Here is a 26,158-nt window from a genome sequence, read left to right on the forward strand (position 1 = left end):
CGTTAATGCGTGCAATTGGGTAGAAAATCGCGGCCGCCGTGTTTCATTGCGGAAATGGCGACGCGTGCCGGTTCCCGCTATCTGGCATTCTGCTCATTCTGCCAGTGCGATTACGGATTGCGTGAGTGGAAAAATGAATTAGGAGCGCTATCGGTGCAAATAGCGGAGGGAAGTGGGGATAATGCCGCTGTGTCGTTGCATTTGCGCAACGAAGGCTTAAATGTCAAATCGATTGTCATTCGCGACCGGGTGTATCCGCGCGTTCGCCTCAGTCATTTCCATTATGGCAATTGCGCGTCAATTGGCGATTCGCTTTCGTGACAATTCGTTGCGCGGCCAATGCGGCGACTGAATGCTTTCTTCAATAGGCGAATTTCCGGTATTGCTCCGGCGCGCTTGCATTGTCGAGTTCGCTCACGCGCGGCATATGGCGCAGCAGGCGTTTCGCCCGTGGCGCCAATTGCTGATAGACGGCGCCGGGTACGTCGATGTGGACTTCCGAAGCGGCCCACGGTTGTCTCCTTTATCGAATCGTCGAGTTGGGGATGCCTGAGATACCTGAAGTTGCCTGGATGTGCAGCTCATTGCCTCGGCGAGACCAGCAGCGACACCGGCACGCCGTGACAATCGACCTCCGCGAGAACCGTCGCGCCGAACTCGGCGCCCGACCTGGTGGGCGAGTCGAACGGGCTCGCGTCGTGATCGATGTGCAGAATGTTCAGCGGCCAGGAGGGCCGCGTCAGCCGCTCGTGCGCGAACGCGCCGACCCAAAGCGGCGCCGCGGAGGTGCCGTTGTCGACCGCGTAGCCGCTCGGCCAGAAGCGAAGCACGTAGCGTTCCTCGCGCGAATTGCCCGGTCGCATGAAGACCAGCGACGACGGCACGCCATTGTTCAGCTTCGGCAGCACCGGCAGCGACACCGCCGCGACGTCGGGCGAAGCGAGCGACAGCAGGCTGTGCGCGGACACGTCGGTGCCCTCGACCCAGCCCTGCGCGCGCAACTGCTCGCGTATCGAAGCGGGCTCGGCGACCCATTGCAGCGTCAGCGGCTCCTTGCGATCGCCGCCCATGTCGGAGCGAAAGCACGGCAGCCGCTTCCACCCGGAGAGCTTCCACTGCGTCTGCGTGAACTGCACGGGGGGTGGTTGCGGCGCGCCGTCCGGCGGCGTCGGCATTGCGACGCCGAGCTGCAGGCCGACACTGAGCGCTACGACCGCGAGCACCACGAGCGGCATGAAACGGCGCGGCGGCGGCGGCCGCGGATGCCGCCAGATCGCCGTCAGCGCAATCAGCGCGACCCACACAGACGCGAGCGCCGCGCCGCCGATCGCGTCGGACACCCAGTAGCGGCCGAAGTAGACGCCCGCGAGCGCGACCACGATCACGACGATGATGCTGGCGGCGGCAACCAGCACGCCTCCGAGCTTGCCGATCCGGCGCGCGAGCAGAAACGCGAGAAAGCCGTAGATGATCACCGTCGCGGCGACGTGATTGCTCGGAAACGCGAAGTGGCCACTCATGAGTTCGTTGGGCGGGGCGCGGCGCATCGCGAGTTGCAGGCCGAGAATCAGCAACTGCGAAAACACGACCGCCGCGAGCCAGTAGACGATCGTGCGCCAGCGCCGCTCCCACACCATCCACAGGGCAACCGTGACGACCAGCGCGAACAGTGTGATGCCGCTGCCGAGCGTGGCGAGCGCCGCGAGCACCGTGTCGCCCCACGGCGTGCGTATCGATTGCAGAAAGTGATAAACGGACAGGTCGATGGTCGTCAGCGGATCGCCGCTGACGACGTCTTCAAGGACCCCGAAGAAAAGCGCGCCGGCCACCAGCACGATCAGCGACGTCGCGAGCAGGTGGGTCGCATCGGGCGTGTCGGGGTCGAGCATGCGGCGCGCGATGCGGCCGAGCGGACCCGGATGGCGGCATGCCCAGCTGCCGAGATGACGGCCTGCCGCGCTCGACCACGCGTTCGCGTGCGACACCAGAAACCCCGCGCCGCGAAAGCTGAGCCACACGATGCACGCCAGCATCGCGATGATCACGACGAGCCGGAACGACACCGCCCCCGCGAGCAGCACCGACGCGCCGAACACGGCGCCGGGCAGGACGTGCGCGGGCGCCCACAGCAGCGCGGAGAGCACGTTGATCGAGAGGAAGCGCAGCGGCCGCATGCCCATCATGCCCGCGACGACCGGCACGATCGCCCGCAGTGGGCCGATGAAGCGGGCGAGCACGACGCTCTTCGCGCCATGCTTCAGAAAGAAGCGCTGGCCCGCGTCGAGTACGCCGGGGTGTGCGCGGAACGGCCACAGCGTGACGATGCGCTCCTTGTAGCGATCGCCGAGCCAGAAGCTGGCGCCGTCGCCGGCGACCGCGCCGACGATCGCCCACACGAGGACCCAGGCAAGGCTCAGCGAGCCGGTGCCCGTCAGCGCGCCGGCGAGGAACATCGCGGTGCTGCCGGGGACGAAGGTACCGATGACCGCGATCGCTTCGAAAAAAGCGGCGAGGAAAACGACCGCGAGCATCCACGTCGAGTGGCCGGCGAGCAGATGCAAAAGGTGGATGTAGGCGTGCTCCATCGTGCGCGATCGGCCGTTCGGGCGTAACGATCGATCATAACGCGCACGGACACGCCGTGGGCGCGGGCGGGAGCGGCGCCGCTGCATCGGTCGCGCGATCGGCTCAGAATAGATATCGTGCTCGGCGGATCGATGCGGTTGGAGGGTAGCTATGAAGACAGCAACAGGTGGGATCGCGTGGTCGGCGTTGCTTGCGGCGCTGTTGACGGTGGGGGCCGCTGCAACGGTAGAGGCCCAGCAACCGGGCAATCCTGGCGGCAGCCAGAACGGCACTCATGCGGGCACCAGCGGGGGCAGCGGCAATGCGGCTGTCGGCGGCGCGATGGGCATCGGTACCGGCGTCAGTCCGAGTGCCATACCGGGGCCCGGCATGTCGGCGGGCGGCTCGTATGGGCTCGGCTCGGGTGGCGCGACCGGCTCGGGCGCCGCGCTCAACAACATGCGCGCGAACGGCACGGCGCTCTATATGAATCCCGACCCACGCGCGCCGAACGTGACCGGCCGCGCGGCGCCGCCGCGCTAGTGTGGCGCGGATAGAATGCAGGTCCGATCCGACCAAAGGAGAAGCGAATGGCGCACGGCGAGCACAAGTACCACGTATCGGTGAAATGGACCGGCAACCGCGGCAGCGGCACCTCCGGCTACCGCGACTACGACCGCGATCACGTGATTTCTTCCGGCGGCAAGCCCGACATTGCGGGCTCGTCGGATCCGGCGTTTCTCGGCGACGCGACGCGCTGGAATCCCGAGGACCTGCTGGTCGCGTCGGCGAGCGCGTGTCACAAGCTGTGGTATCTGCATCTGTGCTCGGAGGCGGGCATCGTCGTGCTCGACTATCGCGACGACGCCGAAGGCACGATGCTCGATACCGCGCAGGAAGGCCGCTTTTCGCAGATCGTGCTGCGCCCGCGCGTGACGATCCGCGCGAGCGGCGATGTCGAGCTGGCCACGCGTCTGCATCACGTCGCGCATCAGAAGTGCTACGTCGCGAACTCCGTCAATTTTCCGATTCTCTGCGAGCCGGTGGTGGAGACGGACGCGCGTTAGCGCGTATGCGGCGGCGCGAAGCGTGCGAGCCGGCTGGCGAGCGGGGCGCCGGCCAGACGCTCGCTAGCGCTCAACGATTGCCGTCGAGCAGATCGCCGAGCAGTTCGTCGAACGCGGCTTGCGCGTCTTCGAGTTCCTGCAGCGCGGCGTCGAAAGTCTGCAATGCAAATTGCGAGGGCTTGCCGCTGCCTGCCGGCGGGAATTGCGATTGCAGCGACGCGAACGCGGTCTGCACCCGCTTGGTGGCGGTCAACACGCGTTCCATTGCGGCGGTTTCTTCGGCTCGCGCCTTGTCGTGATCCATGAGAACTCCGGGGTCGTCGGGTTGCGTCGGAACGGCTCGTGCCGCTTCAAAAGGGGACCAAAGGGGGGACTATGCCACGTTCGCGCTCAGGACAGCGGCAGACCGCCAAACGCTTTCACTTCGCGCAACGATAAGGCCGATTCCACCGACGTCACGCCCGGCAGGCCGCGCAGTTCGTCGCGCATGAACGTGCCGTAGTCGTCGAGGTCGCGCGCGACGATCTGCAGGATGTAGTCGGCGCTGCCCGACACGTTGTGGCACGACAGGATCCGCGGGATCGCCTGCACCTCGCGCTCGAAGCGCGTGGCCACCACGCGGTCGTGCACCGCGAAGCGCACGAGCACGAACGCGATCACGCCCAGACCGAGCCCGGCGCGCGACAGCACCGCGCGGTAGCGGTCGATGTAACCATCGTTCTCCAGACGTTTCAGACGCCGCGCGCAAGGCGTCTCGCTGAGGCCGACCATCTCGGCGAGACGCGCATTCGACATGCGGCCGTCGTTTTGCAGCGCGGCGAGAATCGCGCGATCGGTTTTGTCGAGATCGTCCGTGGACATGGTCGGGAGGGGGGCTGCAGGGTGGTGGAAGGCGTCGCCAGATGTCGAAATATTAGCGCATTCCGCTATTTTTTGAATGCAGAGGAATGAAAATCGCCAGCAAACGCTCCGCATCCGATAGCAACATGGAGCCTCGAACAACAAGGAGGCTCCGATGATTTCCGCTCACCTGCTGGCCGTCTACGTGGCGGCATTGATTGTCGTTTATGCGGTGCCTGGGCCGGACATGGCGCTGATCCTGCAAACCAGCATCGCGCGCGGCGTGCGCAGCGGCTTCGCGGCCGCGGCGGGGCTCGGCGTATCGCGCGCGACGCACGTGACGCTGTCGGCGTGCGGCATGGCGGCGCTGCTGCGCAACGCGCCGTGGCTGTACGACGCGGTGCGCTATGCCGGCGCCGTCTATCTCGCGTGGGTGGGGATTCAAATCTTCCGCTCGCCCGGGTTCGCATTGCCGGCCGGGTCGCGCGACAGGCAAGCGGCCGGCGCCCCGCGAGTGGAATCCACTGCGTCGAGCGATGCGGGCAATGCGGTGCGGCCGTTGCGGACCGCGTTCGTCAAAGGTCTGCTGACGAACCTGCTCAACCCGAAGGCGCTACTGTTCTGCTCGGTGCTGTTGCCGCAATTCGTGCGGCCGGAAGCGGGGCCGGTAGCGTGGCAGATGATCGAGCTTGGTGTCGTGCTGCTCGTGATCGGCGCATGCTTCGACGCGTTGTATGCGATCGGCGCTGCGCGCATCGCCAACTGGATGCGCGTCCATCCTTTGGCGCAGACCGTACAACGGTGGACCTTCTCGGCTGCGTTGATCGGCTTCGCGCTGCGGCTTTCGCTGGATTGAAACTCGGAGCTGGCATTTGCATTCGTCGCGCGTGCGCATACAGCCGATGCAAAGGCCGCGGTGCCAGGTGATTGTGTTAATAAAGCTGATAGCGCAGCCGGCCGCGCGCACGCGCGGCGACACAACCACCTTCTCACGCTCATCGATGCAAACCTTCCTGCTGTATGTCGTGACCGCTGTCGCCGAGATTCCCGGCTGTTACCTGCCGTGGCGCTGGCCGGCATGGCGGTGATCGCATTCCAGCCGCGCCTGCACGCGTGAGGGCGGCCGCGCGATCGACGACCCGCCTGCTCCGTTTACTGCTGCATCCCGCCCAGATAGTCGAGCTTACCGAGCTCGACACCGTTATGACGCAGGATGTCATACGCGGTCGTCACGTGGAAATAGAAGTTCGGCAGCACGAAACCGAACAGATATGACGCTCCGGTGAACTCGATCGGACCCGTCCGCAGTTTCATCGTGATGGTGCGGCTTTCCGAACCGTCGATCTGCGCCGCGTTGAATTCCTTCAGGTAATCGATCGTTTTCTGGATACGGGCCTGCAGTTCATCGAAAGTCTGCTCGACGTCGTCGAACTTCGGCGGCTCGACGCCGGCGAGGCGCGCCGCGCAACCCTTCGCGGTATCGCTCGCGATATACACCTGGCGCACGAACGGCAGCATGTCCGGCGCGAGCCGGGCATTCGTGAACACAGACGGTTCGATCTGCTTTGCGGCCGCGTGCGCTTCGGCCTTGCCCAGGATGGCCTGCAGGTTCGTGAGGCCGCGAATCAGCACAGGCAGAGATGCTTGATACATCGAAATTGACATGGGTTCCTCTGATTTCTCGATCGTGCGCGCAGGCGGCGCGCGGCAATGAAACGGCGGGAATGCCGCTTCAGCATCATAGCGTGTGGCATCCACGCCGCGCATTAGACCTGGCCATGCGGACGACTGTCGCGCTGGCCGGAACTGTGTTCGAATGCTTTGGTCGGACGCTGGGACGAAGTTCTTGAACAACCCCTGCCGCGTATCGCCACGATGCGCTTCATGCAGGCGCGTGGCGTGCCTGGCCGCCGCCGGGCCGCGCGGTCGTCCATGACCGCGTGCGAAGCCACGCTAACAGGAGAGTCGATACCATGGTTACCAAGCATCCATTGCCGGGCAGCGAGCGAAAGGTCGCGCAGGGCACGACGGTCATCGGGCAATGCGATCCCGCCGAGCGGATCGAGGTCTTCGTGATGCTGCGCCGCCAGCAGCAGGCGCAGTTCGACGCCTTGATGAAACGCATCGAAGCCGGCGACGCGAGCGTGAAGCCGCTGTCGCGCGAGGCGCTCGCCCAGGACTACGGCGCCGCGCCCGATGACATCGCGAAGGTCCGCGCGTTCGCGGCCGCGCATGGGCTCACCGTCGCGCGCGAGGATCCGGCGGCGCGCTCGGTGCTGCTGAGCGGCACGATCGCGCAATTCCAGAGCGCGTTCGAGGTCAAGCTCGAGCTCTACCAGCATCACACGGCCGGCCAGTTCCGTGGCCGCACCGGCACGCTCAGCGTGCCGGACGATCTGCATGGCGTCGTGGAGGCGGTGCTCGGACTCGACAACCGGCCGCAGGCGCGTCCGCACTTTCGCATCCGGCCGCCGTTCGTGCCGGCGCGCGCCGGGCAGACGTCGTACTCGCCGCCGCAGCTCGCCTCGCTCTACCAGTTTCCGCAAGGCGACGGCGGCGGTCAGTGCGTCGGCATCATCGAGCTCGGCGGCGGCTACAACACGTCGGACCTCAAGACCTATTTCTCGAGCCTCGGTGTAAGCGAGCCGACCGTGACCCCGGTCGGCGTCGATCAGGCTGGCAACGAGCCGAGCGGCGATCCGAACGGGCCGGACGGCGAGGTCACGCTCGACATCGAGATCGTCGGCGCAATCGTGCCGGGCGCGGCCATCGCCGTGTACTTCACGAAGAACAGCGACGCCGGCTTCATCGACGCGGTGAGCCGCGCGGTGCACGACACAACTAACAAGCCGTCGGTGATCTCGATCAGTTGGGGGGCGCCGGAATCAGTGTGGACCAGCCAGTCGATGCAGGCGCTCAACAGCGTACTGCAATCGGCGGCGGCGCTCGGCGTGACCATCTGCGCGGCCTCGGGCGACAGCGGGTCGAGCGACGGCTCGGCCGGCGGCGACGCGGTCGACTTCCCGGCGTCGAGCCCGTACGTGCTCGCCTGCGGCGGCACGCACCTGAGCTCGTCCGGTTCGGCGATCACGCGCGAGGTCGTGTGGAACGACGGCGAGCAGGGCGGGGCCAGCGGCGGCGGCGTGAGCAGCGCGTTTCCGGTGCCGGCGTGGCAGCAGGGTTTGTCGGCCACGGCGACGGGCGGCGGCGGCCAGCCGCTCGGCGGGCGCGGCGTGCCGGATGTCGCGGGCGATGCCTCGCCGTTGACCGGCTACGACGTGCTGGTCGACGGAATGCAAACGGTGGTGGGGGGCACCAGCGCGGTCGCGCCGCTGTGGGCGGCGCTGATCGCGCGCATCAACGCGGCGAAGGGACAGCCGGCCGGCTTCGTCAACGCTAAGCTGTACAAGGCGAGGGGCGTCTGCAACGACATCACGCAGGGCAACAACGGCAGCTTCGCGGCGTCGAAGGGGTGGGATGCCTGCACGGGACTGGGCAGCCCCAATGGCGGGAAGGTGGCGGGCGCACTATAGTCTGCAACACAGCGCATAACACAACAACGAGACGTAAGAACGAGGACGCATGGCAAGTAAAACGAACCCTTGGAGCGATCATGACGAATACAGAATCAGCTTCCGGTAGCCGGCATTCGCCGCACAACACGCATGCCACGGCCTCGGCAGGCGCGTCCACCGCCACGAGCGCGCCGCACAAGGCCGGCGACCAGCCGCTCTTCGACCCGGTCGCCTATGGCAACGGCCCGGACGATTCGGTTACCGATACAGTCGAGACGGCCGCGATCACGCATCATTCGGTGACGATTGGCGGCCACAAGATCGACTACACGGCGACCGCGGGCCATCTGGTGATCGTCGATCCGAGCAGCTCGCAACCGTCGGCGAGGATGTTCTACGTCGCGTTCACGCAGGACAATCAGAAGGAAGAAACGCGGCCGGTCACGTTTTTCTATAACGGCGGGCCGGGGTCGTCGTCGGTATTCGTGCTGCTCGGCTCGTTCGCGCCGCGCCGCATCAAGACGTCGATGCCGGGGTTCACGCCGCCTGCGCCTTATTCACTCGAAGACAATCCGGACAGTCTGCTCGACAAGAGCGACCTGGTGTTCATCAATCCGGTCGGCACCGGCTATTCGGCGGCGATCGCGCCGAAGAAGAATCGCGACTTCTGGGGCGTCGATCAGGACGCGGATTCGATCAAGCAGTTCATCAAGCGCTTCCTGACGAAGAACAACCGCTGGAATTCGCCGAAGTATCTATTCGGCGAGTCCTACGGCACGGCGCGTAGCTGCGTGCTCGCGTACCGACTGCACGAGGATGGGGTCGATCTCAACGGCATTACGCTGCAATCGTCGATTCTCGATTACACGCAATCGGGCAATCCGGTCGGCGCGCTACCCACGGCGGCCGCTGACGCGTGGTATCACAAGAAGCTCGGCGTTGCGCCGCGGCCAACCGATCTCGGCGCGTTCGCCGAGGAGGTCGCGCAGTTCGCGCGCACCGACTACCTGGCCGCGCTGCGCAAGTTCCCGACCACAGATTCCGCGACCACCGAAAAACTCAGCGAATACACCGGCATCGACAAAACGACGCTGCTCGCGTGGAGCCTCGACATCGCGGGCTACGACAGCCGCGGCAATTCGCTGTTCCTGACCACGTTGCTGAAGTCGCAAGGCCTCGCGCTCGGCGCCTACGACGGCCGCGTAACGGCGATCGACACCGGCATCGCCGGCAAGATCGACCCGAACTCCGGCGGCAACGATCCGACGATGACCGCGGTCACCGGCGTCTACACGACGATGTGGAACGTCTATCTGAACGAGCAGTTGAAGTACACGTCGAACTCGTCGTTCACCGACCTCAACGATCAGGCGTTCAAGTACTGGGATTTCGGCCATATCGATCCAACCGGCGCGCAGAAGGGTCTCGACTCGACAGGCAACATCATTCTGTACACGGCCGGCGACCTTGCCGCCGTGATGGCGCTCAATCCCGACCTCAAGGTGCTGTCGGCGAATGGCTTTTTCGATTTCGTCACGCCGTTCTATCAGACCGTGCTCGATCTGCAGCAGATGCCGCTGGTCAGTCAGCAGGTGCGGCAGAACCTGTCGGCACGGTTCTATCCATCGGGGCATATGGTGTATCTCGATGGCGGTTCGCGCACCGCGCTGAAAGCCGACCTCGCAAAGATGTACGAAGAGACGGTGTCGAACGCGCAGGCGCTCGGGCGGATCCGCGCGTTGCAGGCGCGGGTGGCGAAGTAGAGGCGGCGGGGCGCCCCACTCATCGCGACGTCGCGCTGGGTTGGTCTGCGCCGGCTCGCGGCGGCTGCCGCGAGCCGGCAAACGCCGCGCCCTCATGTCCGGCTTTTGTACTCATCCCTATTGAATGTGTTTTAATTGCCTTGCGAATTGAACTACCGCGTGCCGCCGCCGGCGCGCCGACGAATGAACGCAGGCATCGCAGACACCCATCGGCGCGGTCTTTCCCGCGACACGACCAGCAGCAATGACGCGGCCAACGCGCCGCGGCTCGGACGCACGCGCGTCCTTCGCCCCCGCGTGCGCATCACGCACCGTGCGCTGCTCGTCACCGTTGGCGCACTGCTCGCGCTGCGCATCGGAGATGCCGCCGCGCAAGCGAGCGCCGTGCTCGACGAACGAGTGACCCAGCAGTCGATCGGCCAGACGATTTGCCGCCCCGGTTATGCGGAAACCGTCGCGCCACCGTTCGACGAACTGATGGCGCACAAGGATCGCATGCTTGCCGCACGCGGCATCGATGCGGATGACGTCGCCGCGTTCGCGCTCGACCGGCGTGTGCCGGTCATGCTCGGCGGATCGCCTGATGCGCCGGCCAATCTCGATCTATTGCCGTGGTCCGGCCCGCAGGGCGAGCGCCGCAAGGCACGCGCGGCGGCGACGCTCAAGCGTTGCGTCTGCGAAGGCAAGCTGAGTCTCGCGCAGGCGCAAGCGGTGATCGTCGGCAACTGGTCGGCGGTGTATGCGGGCTTTGGCCAGGCGTCCTGCGACGTGAGCCGGCTCGAGTTCGCGACTCGCGACGACGATGGCGTCGACAGCGAAGACAGCCGACGCGGCGACGCGCATGCCCGCCAGCGTTGAGCGCGCCGCGCGTCCGCACGCTTGCGCATTCCTCGCGGAACCACGGTTCGCTGCCCCTCACTTTTTTCGGAGAAACACGATGACCCATTCCCGTCTCGCCGCCGTCGCGCTGACGATCGGCTGCCTGAGCGGCAGCGCCGCCGCGGTTGCCGTCGCGCCCGCGCATTGCGCGCGCGCCAATGAGCTCGAGATTCGCGGCGACGTGCCCGCGGCGCTCAGCTTCGACGTGTATCGGCAACTGCGCCCGCTGGATGCGCAGCGAATCGCGCTGTTCGAGGCCGCTGGCGAAGTGAAGCGTCTGCCCGACGGCCTGCCGGTATGCCAGATCGCTGATGACGGCGTCGAGGATCCTTCCGCGGTGCTGGTCCGTCTGCCGCATGGTAAGAATGCGTGGTGGGTGAGCGCGGCGAACGTGCAAGCGGCGGACTGATCGGCGCGATCAGTCCGCCTTTGCCCATGTCCCCCGCACGATGCTTTCGACGATAGGTCTGCGTGCCGGGCCGGGCCGGGGCTGGCCAGGCATGCAAGGTGCCGAGGCAGCCGATGTCTTCCCAGGATTGGCGCGACCGATTCAGGTAGAGTGCATCGACGGGGACGTTTCGCCGTTGCCTACGACACTGCGTCACAGTGTGTTCGCTGTCGAAGCGGGCTATCCTGACAACAGGATGCAATTCGCACAGGAGATTTGAACGATGGCCTTCTACTTGTCATGGCTCGCTATGGGGTTAGCCGGCGCGACCGGCGTCGTCGCACTTCGCGCACTCGGCGCGACTCAGACGAAGCAGCGTGCCGCGCTGCGACCGGTGCGTATCGCAAGCGCTGACCAACGGACCGACCGCCAGGCGCGGCGAGGGTAGGCCGCATGAACCTGACCGTGCGCAATATCGCCGAATCGTGCAGCGAGCAGGACGTGCGGGAATTTCTGAAGCGCGAACTCGGCCGTTACGCGAAACACGTCGAGGTGGTGGACGCCGGCAAGCCCGGCGCCTACGCGACGGTCGAACTCGACGCGAGCGTGCCGTATGTCGGCGACGTGATCGCGCGGCAGATTCACGGCAAGCAACTGGGTGGCCAGCCGCTCGAAGCGAGCGCCGATCTGTTCAGCGACGAACCGCCGCCCGAGCAGTAAGCGCCGCGGGTGGTGCAGTAAGCTCTATTGTTTTCGAAGGCGGTGGACAGGCGCGACGACGCGCGCGTGTCCACCGCCTTTATTCGCTTGAGAGCGCCGTTCGCGGGCGCATCATTGCCCATCCGGCGACGCCGGCCAATCGAACGGCGTATACGGCAGCGCCCGCTTGTGACGCGTCGCGTTGTAAAACTGCAGGACCACGTCACGCACGGTATCGCTGACCGGCTTGCCTTCGAGAAAATCGTCGATCGCGTCGTATGGGATGCCATACGCGTCTTCGTCGGGACGAAGCGGCCGCAGCATCTCGAGGTCGGCGGTCGGCACCTTGTGCGCCAACGCGTCGGGCGCGCCGAGCGTATTCGCGACCGCACGCACGCGGCGTTTGCTGAGCCCGGCGAGCGGCAGCACGTCGGCGCCGCCGTCGCCGAACTTCGTGAAAAAGCCCATCACCGATTCGGCCGCGTGGTCCGTTCCGATCACGACGCCCGAGCGCGCGCCAGCCACCGCGTATTGCGCGATCATCCGCTGGCGCGCCTTGATATTGCCGTGCACGAAATCCCGCTGGGATTCGTCCTTGAACGACACGCCGCTTTTATCGAGCGATTCGAGCATCGCATCGGCTGCGGGTTTGATATCGATAGTCAGATTTTCGTCGGCGCGAATGAAGCGTAATGCATCGAGCGCATCCGCTTCATCGCGTTGTTTGCCGTAAGGCAGACGGACGGCGACGAAACTCGCGTCGTAATGGTTCGCCCGCAAACGCTCGACCGCGAGTTGCGCGAGACGCCCGGCCGTAGTCGAATCGACGCCGCCGCTAATGCCGAGCACATAAGTTCTCAGGTGGCTGTTGCGCAGATAGTTCGCCAGAAAATCAACCCGGCGCTCGATTTCGCGGCTTGCGTCGAATTCGGCGGCGACGTGCATTTCGGTCGCGATGCGGGCCTGGCGCGCGGCTGGATCGGATTGAGCCATGATCGTTGTTGTCCTCGCGAGAGAAAAAGCGCTTGAAGTGGCTTGAAACAGATTGCAAGCAGGTTGAAAAACGGCGTGAGTATCGGCACGTGCCGCCGTCTTCGGTCTACCTTTCGTCGAACGAAATCGTATATTGCCTTTTGGGGTTTGATTTTCCGATGACCGATTTAATTGCGTATTAATTGCGTTTTCGCTGGCATGTCGATTGTCGAGAAATAGCCGATCATTTTTGAAGAGTTCGCAGGTTAGAAGGTATTTTCATCGACACGCCTCGCTTCGCTGAGTAACATCGGTCGTGCCGAACGTCGCGGGGACCCGGCGTGCGATCAATAATAATCATGTTTACTCCAAGACGCGATGAGATACCCAGATCGGCCTGGCCAGCCTGGATTGAACCGCCAGAGGATTTGCGCGTGGGTTTGCGCAGCCGTCGTCTCGAGTGCCGGTGCGATGGCGGCGCCGGTTCATGCGGCGGTGCCCGGTAGCGCTCAGTCACCTGCATCCGCGACATCAGCGGCGCATACGGTGAGTCTGGCCAATCCGGCCAACGCATGGAATGGCGCGAGCCGGCCGTTGCCCACGATCGACGCCGCCACCATCGCCGCGCCCGACGCGGCTGGCGTCGTCGATCCGCGCCGCGCGTTCCTGCTGCGCGACGTATTCGCGCGGGACGTGACGCGCCGGCTCAGACTGCCCGTCGCGGCGCAGCGAGCGTACGCCGACCGTCTGGAGACGGCGCTCAATGAGAACGAGCTTGGCAATCTGTCGGGCGAGTACGTGGTGCTCGTCGATCGCAATGCGAACGTGCAGGCGCTCCTGATTTACTTCCGCCCGGCGCCCGCCGACAACTGGCAGATGATCGGCGCATCGCCGGTATCCACGGGACGGCCCGGCGAGTACGACCACTTCATCACGCCACTCGGCGTGTTCGAACATACACCCGACAACATGGATTTCCGCTCCGAGGGCACGCAGAACGAAAACCACATTCGCGGCTACGGACGGCGCGATATGCGCATCTTCGACCTCGGCTGGGCGGAGGGTGAACGCGGCTGGGGCAAGGGCGGCATGTCGCAGATGCGCTTCCAGATGCACGCGACCGACCCCGAGCGGCTCGAACCGCTGCTCGGCATTCGTCATTCGAAGGGCTGCGTGCGGATTCCCGCATCGCTGAACACGTTTCTCGATCACTACGGGATTCTCGACGCAGCATATGCGCAGCTCGTCGATTCCGGCCAATCGCTGTGGGTGCTGAAAAGCGACCGGCAGATCATGCCGTGGGCGGGGCGTTTTATCGTCGTGGTCGATTCGCAGCGCAAGAGTCGGCCGGCGTGGTCGCCAGCACCGGGCGCGGTTGCGCGAGCGAAAATGCCCGCGCGCGCGGATACGGCCGACTGACGGGCGCTATGTGGCAATACTGGCGCGCGGCGCCCCTCACGACCTCGCCAACAACACGCCGGCCAGCGCGACCGCAAATCCGGCGATCTGCACTGGCAGCAGCGTTTCGCCGAACCCCAGATACCCTTCGAGCGCGGCAAGCGGCGGCGCAAGAAACAGCAGGGCAGTCGCGCGCGCCGCATCGCCGCGCCGGACCATCCAGACGAGCAACGTGACGCTGATGCCGGACAGCATCACGATGCCCCACGCGAGCGATGCCCACAGCGTCGGCGACGCGATCCAGCGATGCTCACCGAGCGCCAGCGCCAGCACCCCCGCGACGATCGCCGCGCCGACGTTCTGCACGGCGCTCGCGCCGCGAATATCGGCCTTTGCGAGCGAGGTCTTCTGAAACAGAGTGCCCGCCGTGATCGCCCCCACCGCGACGATCGATATCAGCACGACCAGCCACGCCGGTGCGTTGCCGTGCGTGGGCGGCGTCGCGGCAGCGAGCTTCGGCGCGAGCACCAGCACGACGCCGGCGAGGCCGAGCGCCATGCCGCTCCAGCGGCGCCGCGACAAGCGCTCGCCGAACAGCGGCGCGGCGACGGCGGCCGTCGCGAGCGGCTGCAGCGCGCCGAGCAGCGCCATCACGCCGGCGCTCAGACCTTGCGCGACGGCCCAGTAGCCGGCGCCGAGATAGACGCCTTGCAGCAGCGCGCCCGCGGCCAGGTGCTTGCCGAAGTCGCGTCCGGTCGGCCAGGTTGCGCGCGCGACCAGCGTGGCCAGCGCGAAGACCAGAGCGGTGCCGCCGAAGCGGGCAAGCAGAAACAGATTGGGATCGGCATAAGGCGTGATCGCGCGGGCGACCACGAAACCGGTCGACCACAGCACGACGAAGACGGCGGCAAGAAAGGAAGCGAGCATCGAGGCGGGAGGCGTGAAAAAGCCGCCATGTTGGCGGCACGGGCGGCGCGCGTCTTGTTCAAAGCTGCAACGCGCGCGCGGGACCGTCACCACGCGAGCAGCGTCATCCCCGCTCCGAGCACGCCGCCACAGACGACGCATGCCCACAGCAGCCAGCGCGTGCGCCGGTATTCGCGCGCGAGATCCGCGAGCAGTTGCGCGTTCTGCTGCGGGGCGCCGGTGCGATCGTGCGGCTGCAGATAGCGCACCGCCAGTTGCGGCACGCGCGGCAGCATATGCGCGAGATGCGGCAGCTCGTGTGACAGTCGCTTGAGCCAGCCCCGATGATCGAGATCGCGTCGCGCGATATCGGCGAGCACGCCGCGCGCGATGTTCCATGTATCGATGCCCGGATGCAGCGCCCGCGCGAGCATCTCCGCCTGCTGGAACGAGCGCTGAGCGGTCGCGAGCGCGCCCGGCACGTGGCCGTCGAACGGTTGCACGCCGTGCAGCAGATGGTGAAACAGCGAACCCGCCGAGCGATCCTCGGGCGCCGCCGCGAAGTGCGCTTCGGCGCGCGTGCGCAACTCGGCTTCGAGCAGCTCGGCGCGCGTGTCGTCCGGCACGTGGCCGGCCTCGCGATGCATGTCGGCGAGCCGCCCGTAGTCCTGGTCGAACAACGCGGTCGCGCCGTGCACGAAAAATTCGCGCTCGTCGCTCGACAGCGTCGCCATGATCGAGAACTCCGCGAGCACGAGGCGCCCGAGCGTGTCCGGCTCGATGCTGACGCGCACGCGGCGCGCATCGAGCGTCGCGTGGAAGAAGCCATGCTCGAATGCCTGCTCGGTGACGATCTCGACGATATGCGCGGCGAGCGGCGCCAGCTTGATGCCGTGCGCGTGCAGACCGGGCAGGTCGCTCGAGGGCAGCGTGTTGATGCGCTGCATCGTCAGCGTGTGGTCGGTGCACAGCTCCCAGATCACGTCGGGCACGACGATGCGCTTGTCGCCGTCGAAATGGTGGCCGGTCTGGCTCAGATTCGCGGCTTCGGCGCGCAGGTCGAAGCGGCGCAGGATGTCGTCGGTGAAGGTTTGCGCGAGCGCGCGCAACTGCAGTCGGCGCGCGACGCGCGACAGCTTTTCGAGCCAGCGCGCGACCCAGCGCAACAGGCCGAGTTCATCGCCGATCTGCTGCAACTGCTGCGCGCGCACGAGCTTGACGGCGACTTCGTGATGACCTTTGAGCGGCATCGCGAGCCGCGCGAAATGGGTCTGCTCGGCGAAGCCGCTGCGTACCGGCACGAGGTCGACCGCGCTGAACAGCTCGCCGAGCGGCCGGCCGAACGCGCGAGTCAAAGCCAGCGCGGAGTCGTCCGGCGACAGCGGCACTTCCATGTGATCGATGGCGTCCAGCGCGTCATGCAGCGTGCCGCTCGCGAGCTCGGGGCGCCTCGCGAGCGTCTGCGCGAAGCGGCTCGCGAGCGGACCGAGCGCCGGCAGCAGACCATGCAACTGCGCGCCGCTGCGATCCGACGCATGCACGCGGCCGATCAGTTCGATCATCCAGTGCAGCTTGTGGTCGGGCGGGGCGGCGAGCCAGATCAGGCGCGCGCCGTAACGCAGCGCATGGAACAGCAGCAGTAGACGGCGAAACAGTGGCGGCATCGGCGGTTCGGTTGACGGGCGAGGCGTTGTGCGCGGGACTCGGCCGGGCGGCGGCGTTGCGTTCGCCGCATGGCCGGCGAGTCCAGCCGTCAAGGTTAGCAGGTCGGCGCGATGGCTGGCGTGTTCGCGCGCAAGGGCGGCTCGATGCAAGCCGAGCGCGCCATGAGCGCGCCCCCACGCCACCCTGAGCGCCACCTGCACGCCAGCACCGACAACGCGCAATACGCGTAATACAATACGGCGGCCTTCCTCAACCACGGCGAAACCCAAGCGTGCCGGCTTTCGGCCTTCTCAGATGCTCGCAGAACAACGTCATCAATACATCCTCGCGCAAGTCGCAAAGCACGGCGCGCTGTCGGTCGCCGAACTGGTGCGCGAACTGAACGTATCGCGCGAAACGATCCGTCGCGACCTCAACGCGCTGGCCGGCCGCGGCCTGCTCGTGACGACACACGGCGGCGCGTTGTCGAGCGATCGGCGCGAGCCCGATCTCGATACGCGCGAAGCCGAGAACGCCGGTGCGAAGCGTGCGATCGGCGAGCGCGCGGCCGAGTTCGTGCCGGACGGCGCGTCGCTGATCATCGATTCGGGCAGCACCACGCAGTCGGTCGCGCGGGCGCTGCTCGACCGGCATCGGCTGACGGTCTACACCAACGACTGGCGCATCGCGCTGCTGCTCGGCCGACGCAACGACAATCGCGTGACGCTGCTCGGCGGCGAGCTGTCCGATATCGAAGACGCGACCTTCGGCCTCGACACGGTTCAGCAGCTCACGCAGTACCACGCCGATTTCGCGTTCATTGGCGCGGGCGGAATTTCGCCGGACGGCTATCTCACCGACTACAGCCGCATGGCGGCCGAAGTACGCAGCCGCATGATCGCCGCGGCCGACATGGTGGTCGTCGTCGCCGATCATTCGAAATTCGGACGCGTGACGCCGGTGCGCATCAACGGGATCGAGTCGGCGCGGTATCTGGTTACCGAACTGGCGCCCGAGCGCGCGCTTGGCACGGCGATCACCGCGCATGGTCCGGAGATTCTGATCGCCTGAGACCGCCTGGCGGGGCGGTTCCCGCCGCGTTCGTACGCCGCTCGCGCTGAGCGACATTCCGCGCCCGCCAAAATCTAAATAAAAAAAGCCACCCGCCGCCTCCGCATTTTCCCGACGCACCGTGCATACATCGTCATTTTCGCCATGTACGATCCACACGGGATCGGCGCGCGGGGCTCCGCTTTTGGGTGGCGCGACGAATTCCATCGGTTGGCCTGAGTTGGCAATTTGTGTCTTTTTTTGGAATTCAGCACAATCGTCATGGCCTTGTCATCGAAACCTGTGATTCTTGCCGTGCCGCGCTCAGGCGCGGCAGGCAGCGCGGGTGTGGTAGGGGGCTGTCAGTCAGGCTGGGCGAGAAGCGGCAAAGTTGTCGGCAATCTGCAATCCACAACAGACCGGCGCGGCAACCGCAGCGGGCAACACGCAAGCGGCGCGTGCCGCCGTTCAATCACTACAGGTATGGGTTATCCCGACCGTCTGGTTTTTAGCTTCGGAGAGAGCGACATGAAAAAGACGAATTCCCTTCACGCCGCGGCCGGCCTCGCGCGCAAACTGCTGCCGGCGCTGGTCGCCGCGGCCGCGTTCGGCGGTGCCGCGATGCAGGCTCATGCGGCCGACGCCGTCGTGCTGTACACGGCCGACGGCCTCGAAAATCTGTACAAGGATGTGCTGCCGGCCTTCGAAAAGAAGGAGGGCGTGAAGGTCAATATCGTCACGGCGGGTAGCGGCGAAGTCGTGAACCGCGCGACCATCGAGAAGGATCAGCCCAAGGCCGACGTGCTCGTCACCCTGCCGCCGTTCATTCAGCAGGCCGACCAGAGCGGCCTGCTGCAGGCGTACCAGAGCGCCAACTACAAGAACGTGCCGGCCATCGCGAAGGCGCCGAACGGCGCGTGGGCGACCTTCGTGAACAACTACTTCTCGTTCGCGATCAACCCCGAAGTCACGAAAACCGAGCCGAAGACGTTCGCGGACCTGCTGCACCCGGACTTCACCGGGAAGGTCGCGTATTCGAATCCGGCGACCGCCGGCGACGGCATGGCGGTGATCATCCTGACCTCGTCGCTGATGGGCGAAGACCAGGCGTTCGACTATCTGAAGAAGCTCGAGCAGAGCGCCAAGTTCCACACCAAGGGCACGGGCTATCTCGACGTGCTGCTGTCGCGTAACGAGATCGCGGTCGCCAACGGCGATCTGCAGATGGATCTCGACGACGCGGCCAACGGCGGCCTGTCGCTGAAACCGGTGTTCCTCGCCGCCACGCCCGGCGGTCAGCCGACCACGTTCCAACTGCCGTACGCGATCGCGCTGATCAAGAACGGTCCGAACCAGGCCGAGGGCAAGAAGCTGATCGACTATCTGATGTCGACGCAAGTGCAGTCGAAGGTGCCGGACATCTTCGGCATTCCGGCTCGCAGCGACGTGCCGCTCGCCGGCAAGAACGGCGAAGCGGTCAAGCAGGCGATCAGCGGCGTCAAGCTGATTCCGGTCGACTGGAACCACGTGATGGCGAAGAAGGCCGACTGGACCGCGCGCTGGAAGAGCGACGTGATCGGTTCGTCGGGCAAACAGACCGAAGTGGTCAAGCCGAAGTAAGTCGATTCAGGCGGCGCTTCGCGTGTAATGCGCGGCGCCGCATCAGCATTGATCCTGTTGGAGGACGACTCCGGTGAATACGGCCAGTCTCGCTCACCCCACTGCGCCCGGCGCTCCGCTGGATGCGCTCGACGCCGCGCGTTCGGACGCGCCGGGCGGCGTGCAGATCGATCACCTGACGGTGCGCTTCGGCGCGCGCACGGTGCTCGACGATCTGTCGTTGACCATCCGGCGCGGCGAGTTGCTCACCGTGCTCGGCCGCAGCGGCTGCGGCAAGACGACCTTGCTGCGCTTCATCGCGGGCTTCATCGAGGCCGACGGTCTGGCCGGCACGCTGACGGTGGCCGGCCGCGATCTGACGCACATGCCGCCGCACAAGCGCAACCTCGGACTGCTGTTCCAGAGCTACGCGCTGTTTCCGCATCTGACGGTATTCGAGAACGTCGCGTTCGGGTTGCGCGCGCGGCGTATTCCGGCGCGCGACGTCGCGCGCCGCGTCGCCGAGGTGCTGAAGCTCGTGCAGCTCGGCGATGCCGGTCACGTGATGCCCGCGCAACTGTCGGGCGGCATGCAGCAGCGCGTGGCGCTCGCCCGCGCGCTCGTGATCGAGCCCGACGTGCTGCTGCTCGACGAACCGCTGTCGGCGCTCGATGCCAATCTGCGCGCGTCGGTGCGCTCCGAACTGAAGGCGCTGCACGAACGCCTGCCGAATCTGACGATCGTCTGCGTGACGCACGATCAGGACGACGCGCTCGTGCTGTCCGACCGCACGCTGCTGATGCGCGATGGCCATATCGCGCAGCTCGGCACGCCGCAGCAGCTGTACGACTCGCCGGCCGACGGCTTCGTCGCGCGCTACCTCGGCGCGGCCAATCTGCTGCCGCCGCAGGTCGCGTTCGGCATGGACGACGCGCGCTACAACGAGCGCGAACGTGTCGCGTGTCTGCGTCCGGAGGCGCTGCGCATCGTGCCGCTCGGAGAGGGGCAGTTGCACGGCGCGATCGCGTCGGTCGAGTGGTACGGCGCGGCCTTGTCGGTATCGGTCGTGCTCGATGCGCTGCCGAACGACCCCGTGCTCGTCACGCTGCAGCGTGGTCTCGGCATGACGCCGGAGAAGGGCGCGCGTGTTTCCCTGCGTTACGAGGCTGGCGATGTCGTCCTTATCAAGCCCTGATACGTCCAACCCACTCGACCTTGCCGCGCAAGCCGAGGCCGAAGCCGCCGCCGCGCGCCGTCTCGCGAGCGCGGCGGCGCACGCGGCCGCCGTCAAGCGGCGCGAGCGCCTCGCGCAATGGCATCTGCTGTTCATTGCAGTCGTGGTGCTCGGACCGCTCGTCATCTATCCGCTGGTGCGGCTCGTGATGCTGAGTCTGACCGGCGCGCATGGCCTGTCTGGCCACGCGTACGTAACGTTCTTCGGTAACCCCGAAACGCGCGGCATGATCGGCACCACGCTCGGCATCCTGTTCGCGAGCGCGAGCCTGGCGTCGCTGCTCGGCGTGGCGCTCGCGTCGCTGCTGTTCTTCAAGCCGTTTCCGGGCGCGCGCATGGTCACGCGCTTTCTCGAACTGTTCGTCGCGTTCCCGTCGTTTCTGGTCGCGTTCACGCTGATCTTTCTGTACGGCTCGCAAGGCTCGGTCAGCATCGGGCTGCAGCGGCTGTTCAATCTGCAGGCGCCGCCGCTCGATTTTCTGTTCGGCATCGGCGGCGTGATTCTCGCGGAAGTCGTGTTCTATACGCCGTTCGTCGTGCGTCCGACGTTGGCATCGTTCGCGCTGCTCGACCAGCGACTGATCGAAGCCGCGCGCAGCCTCGGCGCGAACGGCCTGATGGTCGCGTTCAAGGTGATCCTGCCGCTCGCGTGGCCGGGCATCGCGGCCGGCACGATCCTGTGTTTTCTGCTGACGCTCAACGAGTTCGGCATTCTGCTGGTGCTCGGCAGCGCCCATCTGATCACGCTGCCGGTCGCGATCTACAGCGCCGCCACCGTCGATCTCGATCTGCCGACCGCCGCCGCCGGCGCGGTCGTGATGCTGCTGATGTCGTTGTCGTTGTACGCGTTGTACCGGCGTGTCAATCGTCGCAAGGTCAAAGGAGCCGGTCATGGCCGTTGAACTCGATCCGACCGTGCTGCCGGTCATGCACAAGAAGGGCCGGCCGGTGCGGCACAGCCTCGCGGTGCGACTGCTCGGCGGTCTGTTTCTCGGCTTTGCCGCGCTGCTGTGCTTCTGGCTGTTCGTGCTGCCGGTGTTGGTCGTCGCGCTATCGAGCGTCGCGTCGCACTGGTCCGGCACGATCCTGCCCGACGGCTTCAGCATGCGCTGGTTCGAGCGCCTCGGTTCGAGCGACTTCGACGCGCTGACCACCAGCCTCGAAGTCGGCATGGGCGTCGCGGTGCTCGGCACGATCCTCGGTTTGTGGCTCGCGCTCGCGCTCGAAGGACGCGACCGGCGCGGCCTCGGCGCCGTCATCGACACGATCGCGATGATACCCAACGGCGTGCCGAGCGTCGTGCTCGGCCTCGCGGTGCTGATCGCGTATCACAAACGGCCGCTCGATCTGTCGAGCTCGGCGGCGATCGTGGTGTTCGTGCAGCTCGCGCTGGTACTGCCGTTCTGCTACCGCTGCGCGGCCGCCGCGCTGCGCCCGGAGCTGACCGTGTTGCGCGAAGCGGCCGCGAGCCTCGGAGCGCCGCCGTCGATGGTGCTGCGCCGCGTCGTGTTGCCGCAACTGGTGCCGGCGATACGCGCGAGTCTCGCGCTCGGCTTTGCGCTGTCGCTCGGCGAACTCGGCGCGACGCTGACCGTATATCCGCCAGGCTTCGCGACGGTGCCGATCGTCGTCGTCGGGCAGGTGGAACGTGGCTATTACCTGCCGGCTTCCGCGCTGTCGCTGATTCTGCTGCTGGTCTCGCTGGTCGCTCTGCTGCTGATCGCGGCGCGCGCTCCGCGGCGCCGGATCGACTGACCCGACTGATCCGAGTGATCGGCGAGCGATTTCGTTGATCTGAAGCACGCGCGCGAACCGGTCAGCATCGATGTAGATGTGGCAAAAGTTGTCCAAATGACCGAATATATGCACTCTGCTTCCGTCGATCCGATCGAGGTCCTGCGCCGCCATTCGCTGACGACGCTGGTGCGCGACGAGATCGAGCGGCATATCGTCGGCGGCATGCTGGCGCCGGGCGACAAGCTCAACGAAGCCGACTGGGCGGCGCGATTGCAGGTGTCGCGCGGGCCGGTGCGGGAGGCGTTTCGCGCGCTAGAGCAGGCGGGTCTGGTGCGCACCGAGAAGAATCGCGGCGTGTTCGTGCGGACGGTGTCGCTCGCGGAGGCGGACGAGATTTACGCGGTGCGCGCGGTGCTCGAAGAGGGGGCGTGCCGGATGCTCGCGTCGAGCATCGATGCGGGCAAGCTCGCGGTGCTGCGCGACTGGGTCGACGCGATGCGCGCGGCGCTCGCGTCGCACGATCACGATGCGTATGCGCGCGCGAACGTCGCGTTTCACGATGCGCTGGTCGCGGCGGCGGGCAACACGAAGTTGTACGACACGTATCGCAGGCTCGTCAGCGAGTTGAGCCTGTTTCGGCGTGCGGCGCTAGTCGTGCAGGCCGACGCGATGGCGCGCTCGCTCGCCGAGCATCGCGCGATTCTGACAGCGCTCGCGTCGCGCGATGCGGAGCAGGCCGCGCAGTTGATGCGCGCGCATGTGCAGGGCGGGTTGCAGCGCGCGCATGCGGCCTGCGAGGCGGCGGGCGATGCGGCGCACGAGCAGCGCCTCCCGGCAGGCGCGGGTGCGGCCGGCTCGCGCGGGCGATGACGGCGCGGCGGTGAAGCCGAGGCAAGCGTACCGGCAAACGCCGCGACAGCTTCGCCCCACGAACAGACAACCCGGCGATCAAGACTTTGCAATGACAACCCCGGCAATGGAAAACCACGCGATGACACACCCCGAGCAACGCACGATCGAGGTCAACGGCCGGAGCTACCGGCTGCCTTCGCAACCGACGGTCGTTGTCTGTGTCGACGGCTGCGAGTTTGCGTACCTGGAAGCGGCGGTCGCGGCCGGCGTCGCGCCGTTCATCGGTTCGATGCTCGAGCGCGGCGCGGCGTTTCGCGGCGACTGCGTGATCCCGTCGTTCACGAACCCGAACAACCTGTCGATCGTGACCGGCGTATTGCCGTCCGTGCACGGCATCTGCGGCAACTACTTCTGGGACACCCACGCGAACGACGGCGCGGGCGCGGCGGTGATGATGAATGATCCCGCCTACCTACGCGCGCCCACGCTGCTCGCGGCCGCCGCCGACGCGGGCGCCGCGGTCGCCGTCGTCACCGCGAAGGACAAACTGCGCGGGCTGCTCGGCTCGCAGTTGAAGGGCATCTGCTTTTCGGCGGAGAAAGCCGACGAGGTGACGCGCGAGGAAAACGGCATCGACGACGTGCTCGATCTGGTTGGCCTGCCATTGCCCGACGTGTATAGCGCGGGGTTGTCGGAATTCGTGTTCGCGGCCGGCGTGCGGCTCGCGCAGACACGCAAGCTCGACCTCATGTATCTGTCGACGACCGACTATATCCTGCACAAATGGGCGCCCGGCACCGAAGGCGCGAACGCGTTCTACGCGATGATGGACAGCTATCTCGCGAAGCTCGACGCGCTCGGCTGGGTGATCGGCCTCACCGCCGATCACGGCATGAACGCGAAGCACGATCCGCAGACCGGCGAGCCGAACGTGATCTATCTGCAGGACTTGCTCGACGACTGGCTCGACGCGTCGACGGCGCGCGTGATTTTGCCGATCACCGATCCGTACGTCGTGCATCATGGCGCGCTGGGTTCGTTCGCGACGGTCTATTTGCCGCGCGAGGTCGATGCTGCGTCCGTGATTGCGCGGATCGGCCGCCTGCCGGGAATCGAAGTCGTGCTCGATCGACGCGCCGCGTGTGCGCGCTTCGGGCTGCCTGAGGATCGCATCGGCGATCTGGTCGTGATCGGCACGAAGCATGTGGTGCTCGGCACGCGGCGCGACGAGCACGACCTGTCCGGGCTCACCGTGCCGTTGCGCTCGCACGGCGGGATTTCCGAGCAGGAAGTGCCACTGCTGTTCAACCGGCGCGTTCAGCCATCAGCCACCGGCAGCGAAGGCAAACGGCTGCGCAATTTCGATATCTTCGACGTCGCGCTCAATCGCGTGTCGACATCGTGAACACGGCGCCGCGGGACCATCCTGAGTTCCGCGCCGAAGCGCTGCGGCTGAGCGGCGAGCGCGCGACGCGCGCCCGGACGCTCGACATGTTCGATCCTTATACCGGCATGCGCGTCGGCACGGTGCCCTTCGCCAGCATCGACGATGTGCGCGCCGCGTTCGACTACGCGCTCGCGTATCGGCCGACGCTGTCGCGCTACGAGCGTTCGCAGATTCTCGAGCGCGCAGCGGTGCTGCTGCGTGAGCGGATCGAACCGGCGTCGGATCTGATTTCGCTCGAGTCGGGTCTGTCGAAGCAGGACTCGCGCTACGAGATCGGTCGCGTCGCCGACGTGTTCCGCTTTGCCTCGTTCGAGGCGTTGCGCGACGACGGTCAGAGTTTCTCGTGCGATCTGACGCCGCATGGCAAAAGGCGTCGCGTGTTCTCGCAGCGCGAGCCGCTCGCGGGCGTGATCGTCGCGATCACGCCGTTCAATCATCCGATGAACCAGGTCGCGCTAATGAGGCGGTGGCCGCGAGCGCGCGCCTGCGCCTCGGCAACGAGCGCCGCGGCGCGTTGTATGCGCCGACCGTGCTCGATAACGTCGATCCGTCGATGACGCTCGTGCGCGAGGAAACCTTCGGGCCGGTATCGCCGGTCATCGCGTTCGACACGCTCGACGATGCGATTCGCGTCAGCAACGGAACACCGTTCGGGCTGTCGTCGGGCGTGTGTACGAACCGGCAGGACGCGATCACGCGTTTCATCAATGAGCTGCGCGTGGGCACCGTCAACGTGTGGGAAGTGCCAGCCTATCGGATCGAGCTGACGCCGTTCGGCGGCATCAAGGATTCGGGGCTAGGCTACAAGGAAGGCGTTCAGGAAGCGATGAAGAGCTTTACCAATCTGAAGACGTTTTCATTACCTTGGGAGTAACAGGTGGCATTGAGTCTCGACGATATCCGTGTGCTCTTCGAGCGACACGGCAGCCTCGCGTATAGCGGCGAGCCGGTGACGCAGCTCGAGCACGCGTTGCAGAGCGGCGCGCTCGCCGAGGCGGAAGGCGCGAGCGACGAACTCGTCGCCGCGGCGTTCTTGCACGACCTCGGCCATCTGCTGAACCTGCAAGGGGAGACGCCGACGGAACGGGGTGTCGACGATCTGCATCAGTATTTCGCCTTGCCGTTTTTGCGGCCGGTGTTGTCGGATGCGGTGCTGGAGCCGATTCGTCTGCACGTCGACGCGAAGCGCTGCCTGTGCGCGATCGACGCTACCTATTTTGGCCAGCTGTCCGCCGACTCGGTGCGCAGCTTGCAATTGCAGGGCGGGGTCTTCAGCAGGGAAGAGGCGCAGGCGTTTATTCAGAAACCGTACGCCGAGGACGCGATGCGTTTGCGCCGATGGGACGATCGCGCGAAAGAGAAGGATCGCGCGACGCCGGGGATCGACCATTATCTGGCCGTGGTCGAACGGGCGATGCGCGCGCATGCGACTGCGTGAGTCGAGGTGTTTTGGGTCGCGGTAGGTTGCGCGCCGAGCGGTAAAAAAATATCGCTTGCAAGTCCCGATGTCGGCGACTAGAATTCCGCTCTTTCGCGCTCCGGGCGCCGGGGTGCGGAGAAGCGGGAAGCCTTTGATGGCGTGGGCTTCAGCGGCGTGGGCAGGT

At 66.1% G+C, this 26,158-nt stretch carries 24 protein-coding genes and 1 pseudogene; 18 read left to right on the plus strand and 7 right to left on the minus strand.

Annotated elements, in window-relative coordinates:
* Nucleotides 1-581 precede the first annotated feature (581 nt).
* Nucleotides 582-2,585 carry a bifunctional DedA family/phosphatase PAP2 family protein gene (locus HDG33_RS27705; protein ID WP_184036643.1) on the minus strand — a complete coding sequence of 668 codons (2,004 nt, stop codon included), beginning with the start codon at nucleotides 2,583-2,585 and terminating at the stop codon, nucleotides 582-584.
* A 151-nt stretch (nucleotides 2,586-2,736) separates the two neighbouring features.
* Between HDG33_RS27705 and HDG33_RS27710 the strand changes: the two genes are divergently transcribed.
* On the plus strand, nucleotides 2,737-3,108 hold the full coding sequence (locus HDG33_RS27710; RefSeq protein WP_184036646.1) for a hypothetical protein: 372 nt from the start codon (nucleotides 2,737-2,739) through the stop codon (nucleotides 3,106-3,108).
* Nucleotides 3,109-3,155: 47 nt separating this feature from the next.
* Nucleotides 3,156-3,632, plus strand: coding sequence for an OsmC family protein (locus HDG33_RS27715; RefSeq protein WP_184036649.1), 477 nt, complete (start codon nucleotides 3,156-3,158; stop codon nucleotides 3,630-3,632).
* 70 nt (nucleotides 3,633-3,702) lie between these two features.
* Here HDG33_RS27715 and HDG33_RS27720 read toward each other — a convergent pair whose 3' ends face one another.
* Complete coding sequence (locus tag HDG33_RS27720; RefSeq protein WP_013091435.1) at nucleotides 3,703-3,936, minus strand: hypothetical protein; 234 nt, start codon at nucleotides 3,934-3,936, stop codon at nucleotides 3,703-3,705.
* Nucleotides 3,937-4,022: 86 nt separating this feature from the next.
* Nucleotides 4,023-4,493: an Lrp/AsnC family transcriptional regulator gene (locus tag HDG33_RS27725; RefSeq protein WP_018425024.1), complete on the minus strand. Its 471-nt coding sequence runs from the start codon at nucleotides 4,491-4,493 to the stop codon at nucleotides 4,023-4,025.
* 154 nt (nucleotides 4,494-4,647) lie between these two features.
* Here HDG33_RS27725 and HDG33_RS27730 point away from each other — a divergent pair, with 154 nt between their 5' ends.
* Nucleotides 4,648-5,328, plus strand: coding sequence for a LysE family translocator (locus HDG33_RS27730; protein ID WP_184036652.1), 681 nt, complete (start codon nucleotides 4,648-4,650; stop codon nucleotides 5,326-5,328).
* 296 nt (nucleotides 5,329-5,624) lie between these two features.
* Here the strand turns inward: HDG33_RS27730 and HDG33_RS27740 are convergent, their stop codons facing one another.
* A complete protein-coding gene (locus HDG33_RS27740; RefSeq protein WP_184036655.1) occupies nucleotides 5,625-6,137 on the minus strand; it encodes a DUF1993 family protein in 513 nt (170 codons plus the stop codon).
* A 308-nt stretch (nucleotides 6,138-6,445) separates the two neighbouring features.
* On the opposite strand from HDG33_RS27740, the gene HDG33_RS27745 reads away from it, so the two are divergent.
* The 5 genes from HDG33_RS27745 (at nucleotide 6,446) to HDG33_RS27765 (ending at nucleotide 11,737) form a co-directional block, all read left to right on the plus strand.
* Nucleotides 6,446-8,005: a protease pro-enzyme activation domain-containing protein gene (locus HDG33_RS27745; RefSeq protein WP_184036658.1), complete on the plus strand. Its 1,560-nt coding sequence runs from the start codon at nucleotides 6,446-6,448 to the stop codon at nucleotides 8,003-8,005.
* A gap of 80 nt (nucleotides 8,006-8,085) precedes the next feature.
* Nucleotides 8,086-9,750 (plus strand): S10 family peptidase, encoded by a 1,665-nt coding sequence (locus tag HDG33_RS27750; RefSeq protein WP_184036661.1) that lies wholly within the window; start codon nucleotides 8,086-8,088, stop codon nucleotides 9,748-9,750.
* A gap of 183 nt (nucleotides 9,751-9,933) precedes the next feature.
* Nucleotides 9,934-10,608 (plus strand): hypothetical protein, encoded by a 675-nt coding sequence (locus tag HDG33_RS27755; protein WP_184036664.1) that lies wholly within the window; start codon nucleotides 9,934-9,936, stop codon nucleotides 10,606-10,608.
* 79 nt (nucleotides 10,609-10,687) lie between these two features.
* A complete protein-coding gene (locus HDG33_RS27760) occupies nucleotides 10,688-11,038 on the plus strand; it encodes a hypothetical protein (RefSeq protein WP_184036667.1) in 351 nt (116 codons plus the stop codon).
* 432 nt (nucleotides 11,039-11,470) lie between these two features.
* On the plus strand, nucleotides 11,471-11,737 hold the full coding sequence (locus HDG33_RS27765; protein ID WP_184036671.1) for an RNA-binding protein: 267 nt from the start codon (nucleotides 11,471-11,473) through the stop codon (nucleotides 11,735-11,737).
* A gap of 111 nt (nucleotides 11,738-11,848) precedes the next feature.
* Here HDG33_RS27765 and nadE read toward each other — a convergent pair whose 3' ends face one another.
* Nucleotides 11,849-12,709 carry an ammonia-dependent NAD(+) synthetase gene (gene nadE, locus HDG33_RS27770; protein WP_184036687.1) on the minus strand — a complete coding sequence of 287 codons (861 nt, stop codon included), beginning with the start codon at nucleotides 12,707-12,709 and terminating at the stop codon, nucleotides 11,849-11,851.
* A gap of 450 nt (nucleotides 12,710-13,159) precedes the next feature.
* On the opposite strand from nadE, the gene HDG33_RS27775 reads away from it, so the two are divergent.
* The gene (locus tag HDG33_RS27775) at nucleotides 13,160-14,107 is read left to right on the plus strand and encodes a L,D-transpeptidase (protein WP_184036690.1); all 948 of its coding nucleotides are present in this window, start codon (nucleotides 13,160-13,162) and stop codon (nucleotides 14,105-14,107) included.
* A 36-nt stretch (nucleotides 14,108-14,143) separates the two neighbouring features.
* Here HDG33_RS27775 and HDG33_RS27780 read toward each other — a convergent pair whose 3' ends face one another.
* Both HDG33_RS27780 and HDG33_RS27785 read right to left on the minus strand, forming a co-directional pair.
* Entirely contained in the window at nucleotides 14,144-15,013 is an 870-nt protein-coding gene (locus HDG33_RS27780) for a DMT family transporter (RefSeq protein ID WP_184036693.1), read from the minus strand.
* Between the two features lie 86 nt (nucleotides 15,014-15,099).
* On the minus strand, nucleotides 15,100-16,656 hold the full coding sequence (locus HDG33_RS27785; RefSeq protein ID WP_184036696.1) for an AarF/ABC1/UbiB kinase family protein: 1,557 nt from the start codon (nucleotides 16,654-16,656) through the stop codon (nucleotides 15,100-15,102).
* A gap of 295 nt (nucleotides 16,657-16,951) precedes the next feature.
* Between HDG33_RS27785 and HDG33_RS27790 the strand changes: the two genes are divergently transcribed.
* From HDG33_RS27790 to HDG33_RS27830, 9 genes and pseudogenes are all read left to right on the plus strand, one after another.
* Entirely contained in the window at nucleotides 16,952-17,707 is a 756-nt protein-coding gene (locus tag HDG33_RS27790; RefSeq protein WP_090806218.1) for a DeoR/GlpR family DNA-binding transcription regulator, read from the plus strand.
* Nucleotides 17,708-18,214: 507 nt separating this feature from the next.
* On the plus strand, nucleotides 18,215-19,306 hold the full coding sequence (gene phnS / locus HDG33_RS27795) for a 2-aminoethylphosphonate ABC transporter substrate-binding protein (protein ID WP_184036699.1): 1,092 nt from the start codon (nucleotides 18,215-18,217) through the stop codon (nucleotides 19,304-19,306).
* Between the two features lie 73 nt (nucleotides 19,307-19,379).
* Nucleotides 19,380-20,480, plus strand: a complete 1,101-nt coding sequence (gene phnT, locus HDG33_RS27800) for a 2-aminoethylphosphonate ABC transport system ATP-binding subunit PhnT (RefSeq protein WP_090806214.1) — start codon at nucleotides 19,380-19,382, stop codon at nucleotides 20,478-20,480.
* The gene (locus HDG33_RS27805; protein ID WP_184036702.1) at nucleotides 20,458-21,420 is read left to right on the plus strand and encodes a 2-aminoethylphosphonate ABC transporter permease subunit; all 963 of its coding nucleotides are present in this window, start codon (nucleotides 20,458-20,460) and stop codon (nucleotides 21,418-21,420) included. Before phnT ends, HDG33_RS27805 begins: the two co-directional genes overlap by 23 nt.
* Complete coding sequence (gene phnV, locus HDG33_RS27810; RefSeq protein ID WP_184036705.1) at nucleotides 21,410-22,273, plus strand: 2-aminoethylphosphonate ABC transport system, membrane component PhnV; 864 nt, start codon at nucleotides 21,410-21,412, stop codon at nucleotides 22,271-22,273. The genes HDG33_RS27805 and phnV overlap by 11 nt, the downstream gene beginning before the upstream one ends.
* Nucleotides 22,274-22,369: 96 nt before the next feature.
* Entirely contained in the window at nucleotides 22,370-23,125 is a 756-nt protein-coding gene (locus tag HDG33_RS27815) for a phosphonate utilization associated transcriptional regulator (protein WP_184036708.1), read from the plus strand.
* 121 nt (nucleotides 23,126-23,246) lie between these two features.
* Nucleotides 23,247-24,512 carry a phosphonoacetate hydrolase gene (phnA, locus tag HDG33_RS27820; RefSeq protein ID WP_260330604.1) on the plus strand — a complete coding sequence of 422 codons (1,266 nt, stop codon included), beginning with the start codon at nucleotides 23,247-23,249 and terminating at the stop codon, nucleotides 24,510-24,512.
* Nucleotides 24,509-25,428, plus strand: a pseudogene (locus HDG33_RS27825) (aldehyde dehydrogenase family protein). The gene phnA and the pseudogene HDG33_RS27825 overlap by 4 nt, the downstream one beginning before the upstream one ends.
* 3 nt (nucleotides 25,429-25,431) lie before the next feature.
* Entirely contained in the window at nucleotides 25,432-25,992 is a 561-nt protein-coding gene (locus tag HDG33_RS27830) for a phosphonate degradation HD-domain oxygenase (protein ID WP_184036711.1), read from the plus strand.
* Nucleotides 25,993-26,158: the final 166 nt, after the last annotated feature.

The organism is Paraburkholderia sp. Cpub6, from assembly GCF_014201065.1.
Classification (GTDB): Bacteria; Pseudomonadota; Gammaproteobacteria; order Burkholderiales; family Burkholderiaceae; genus Paraburkholderia; species Paraburkholderia tuberum.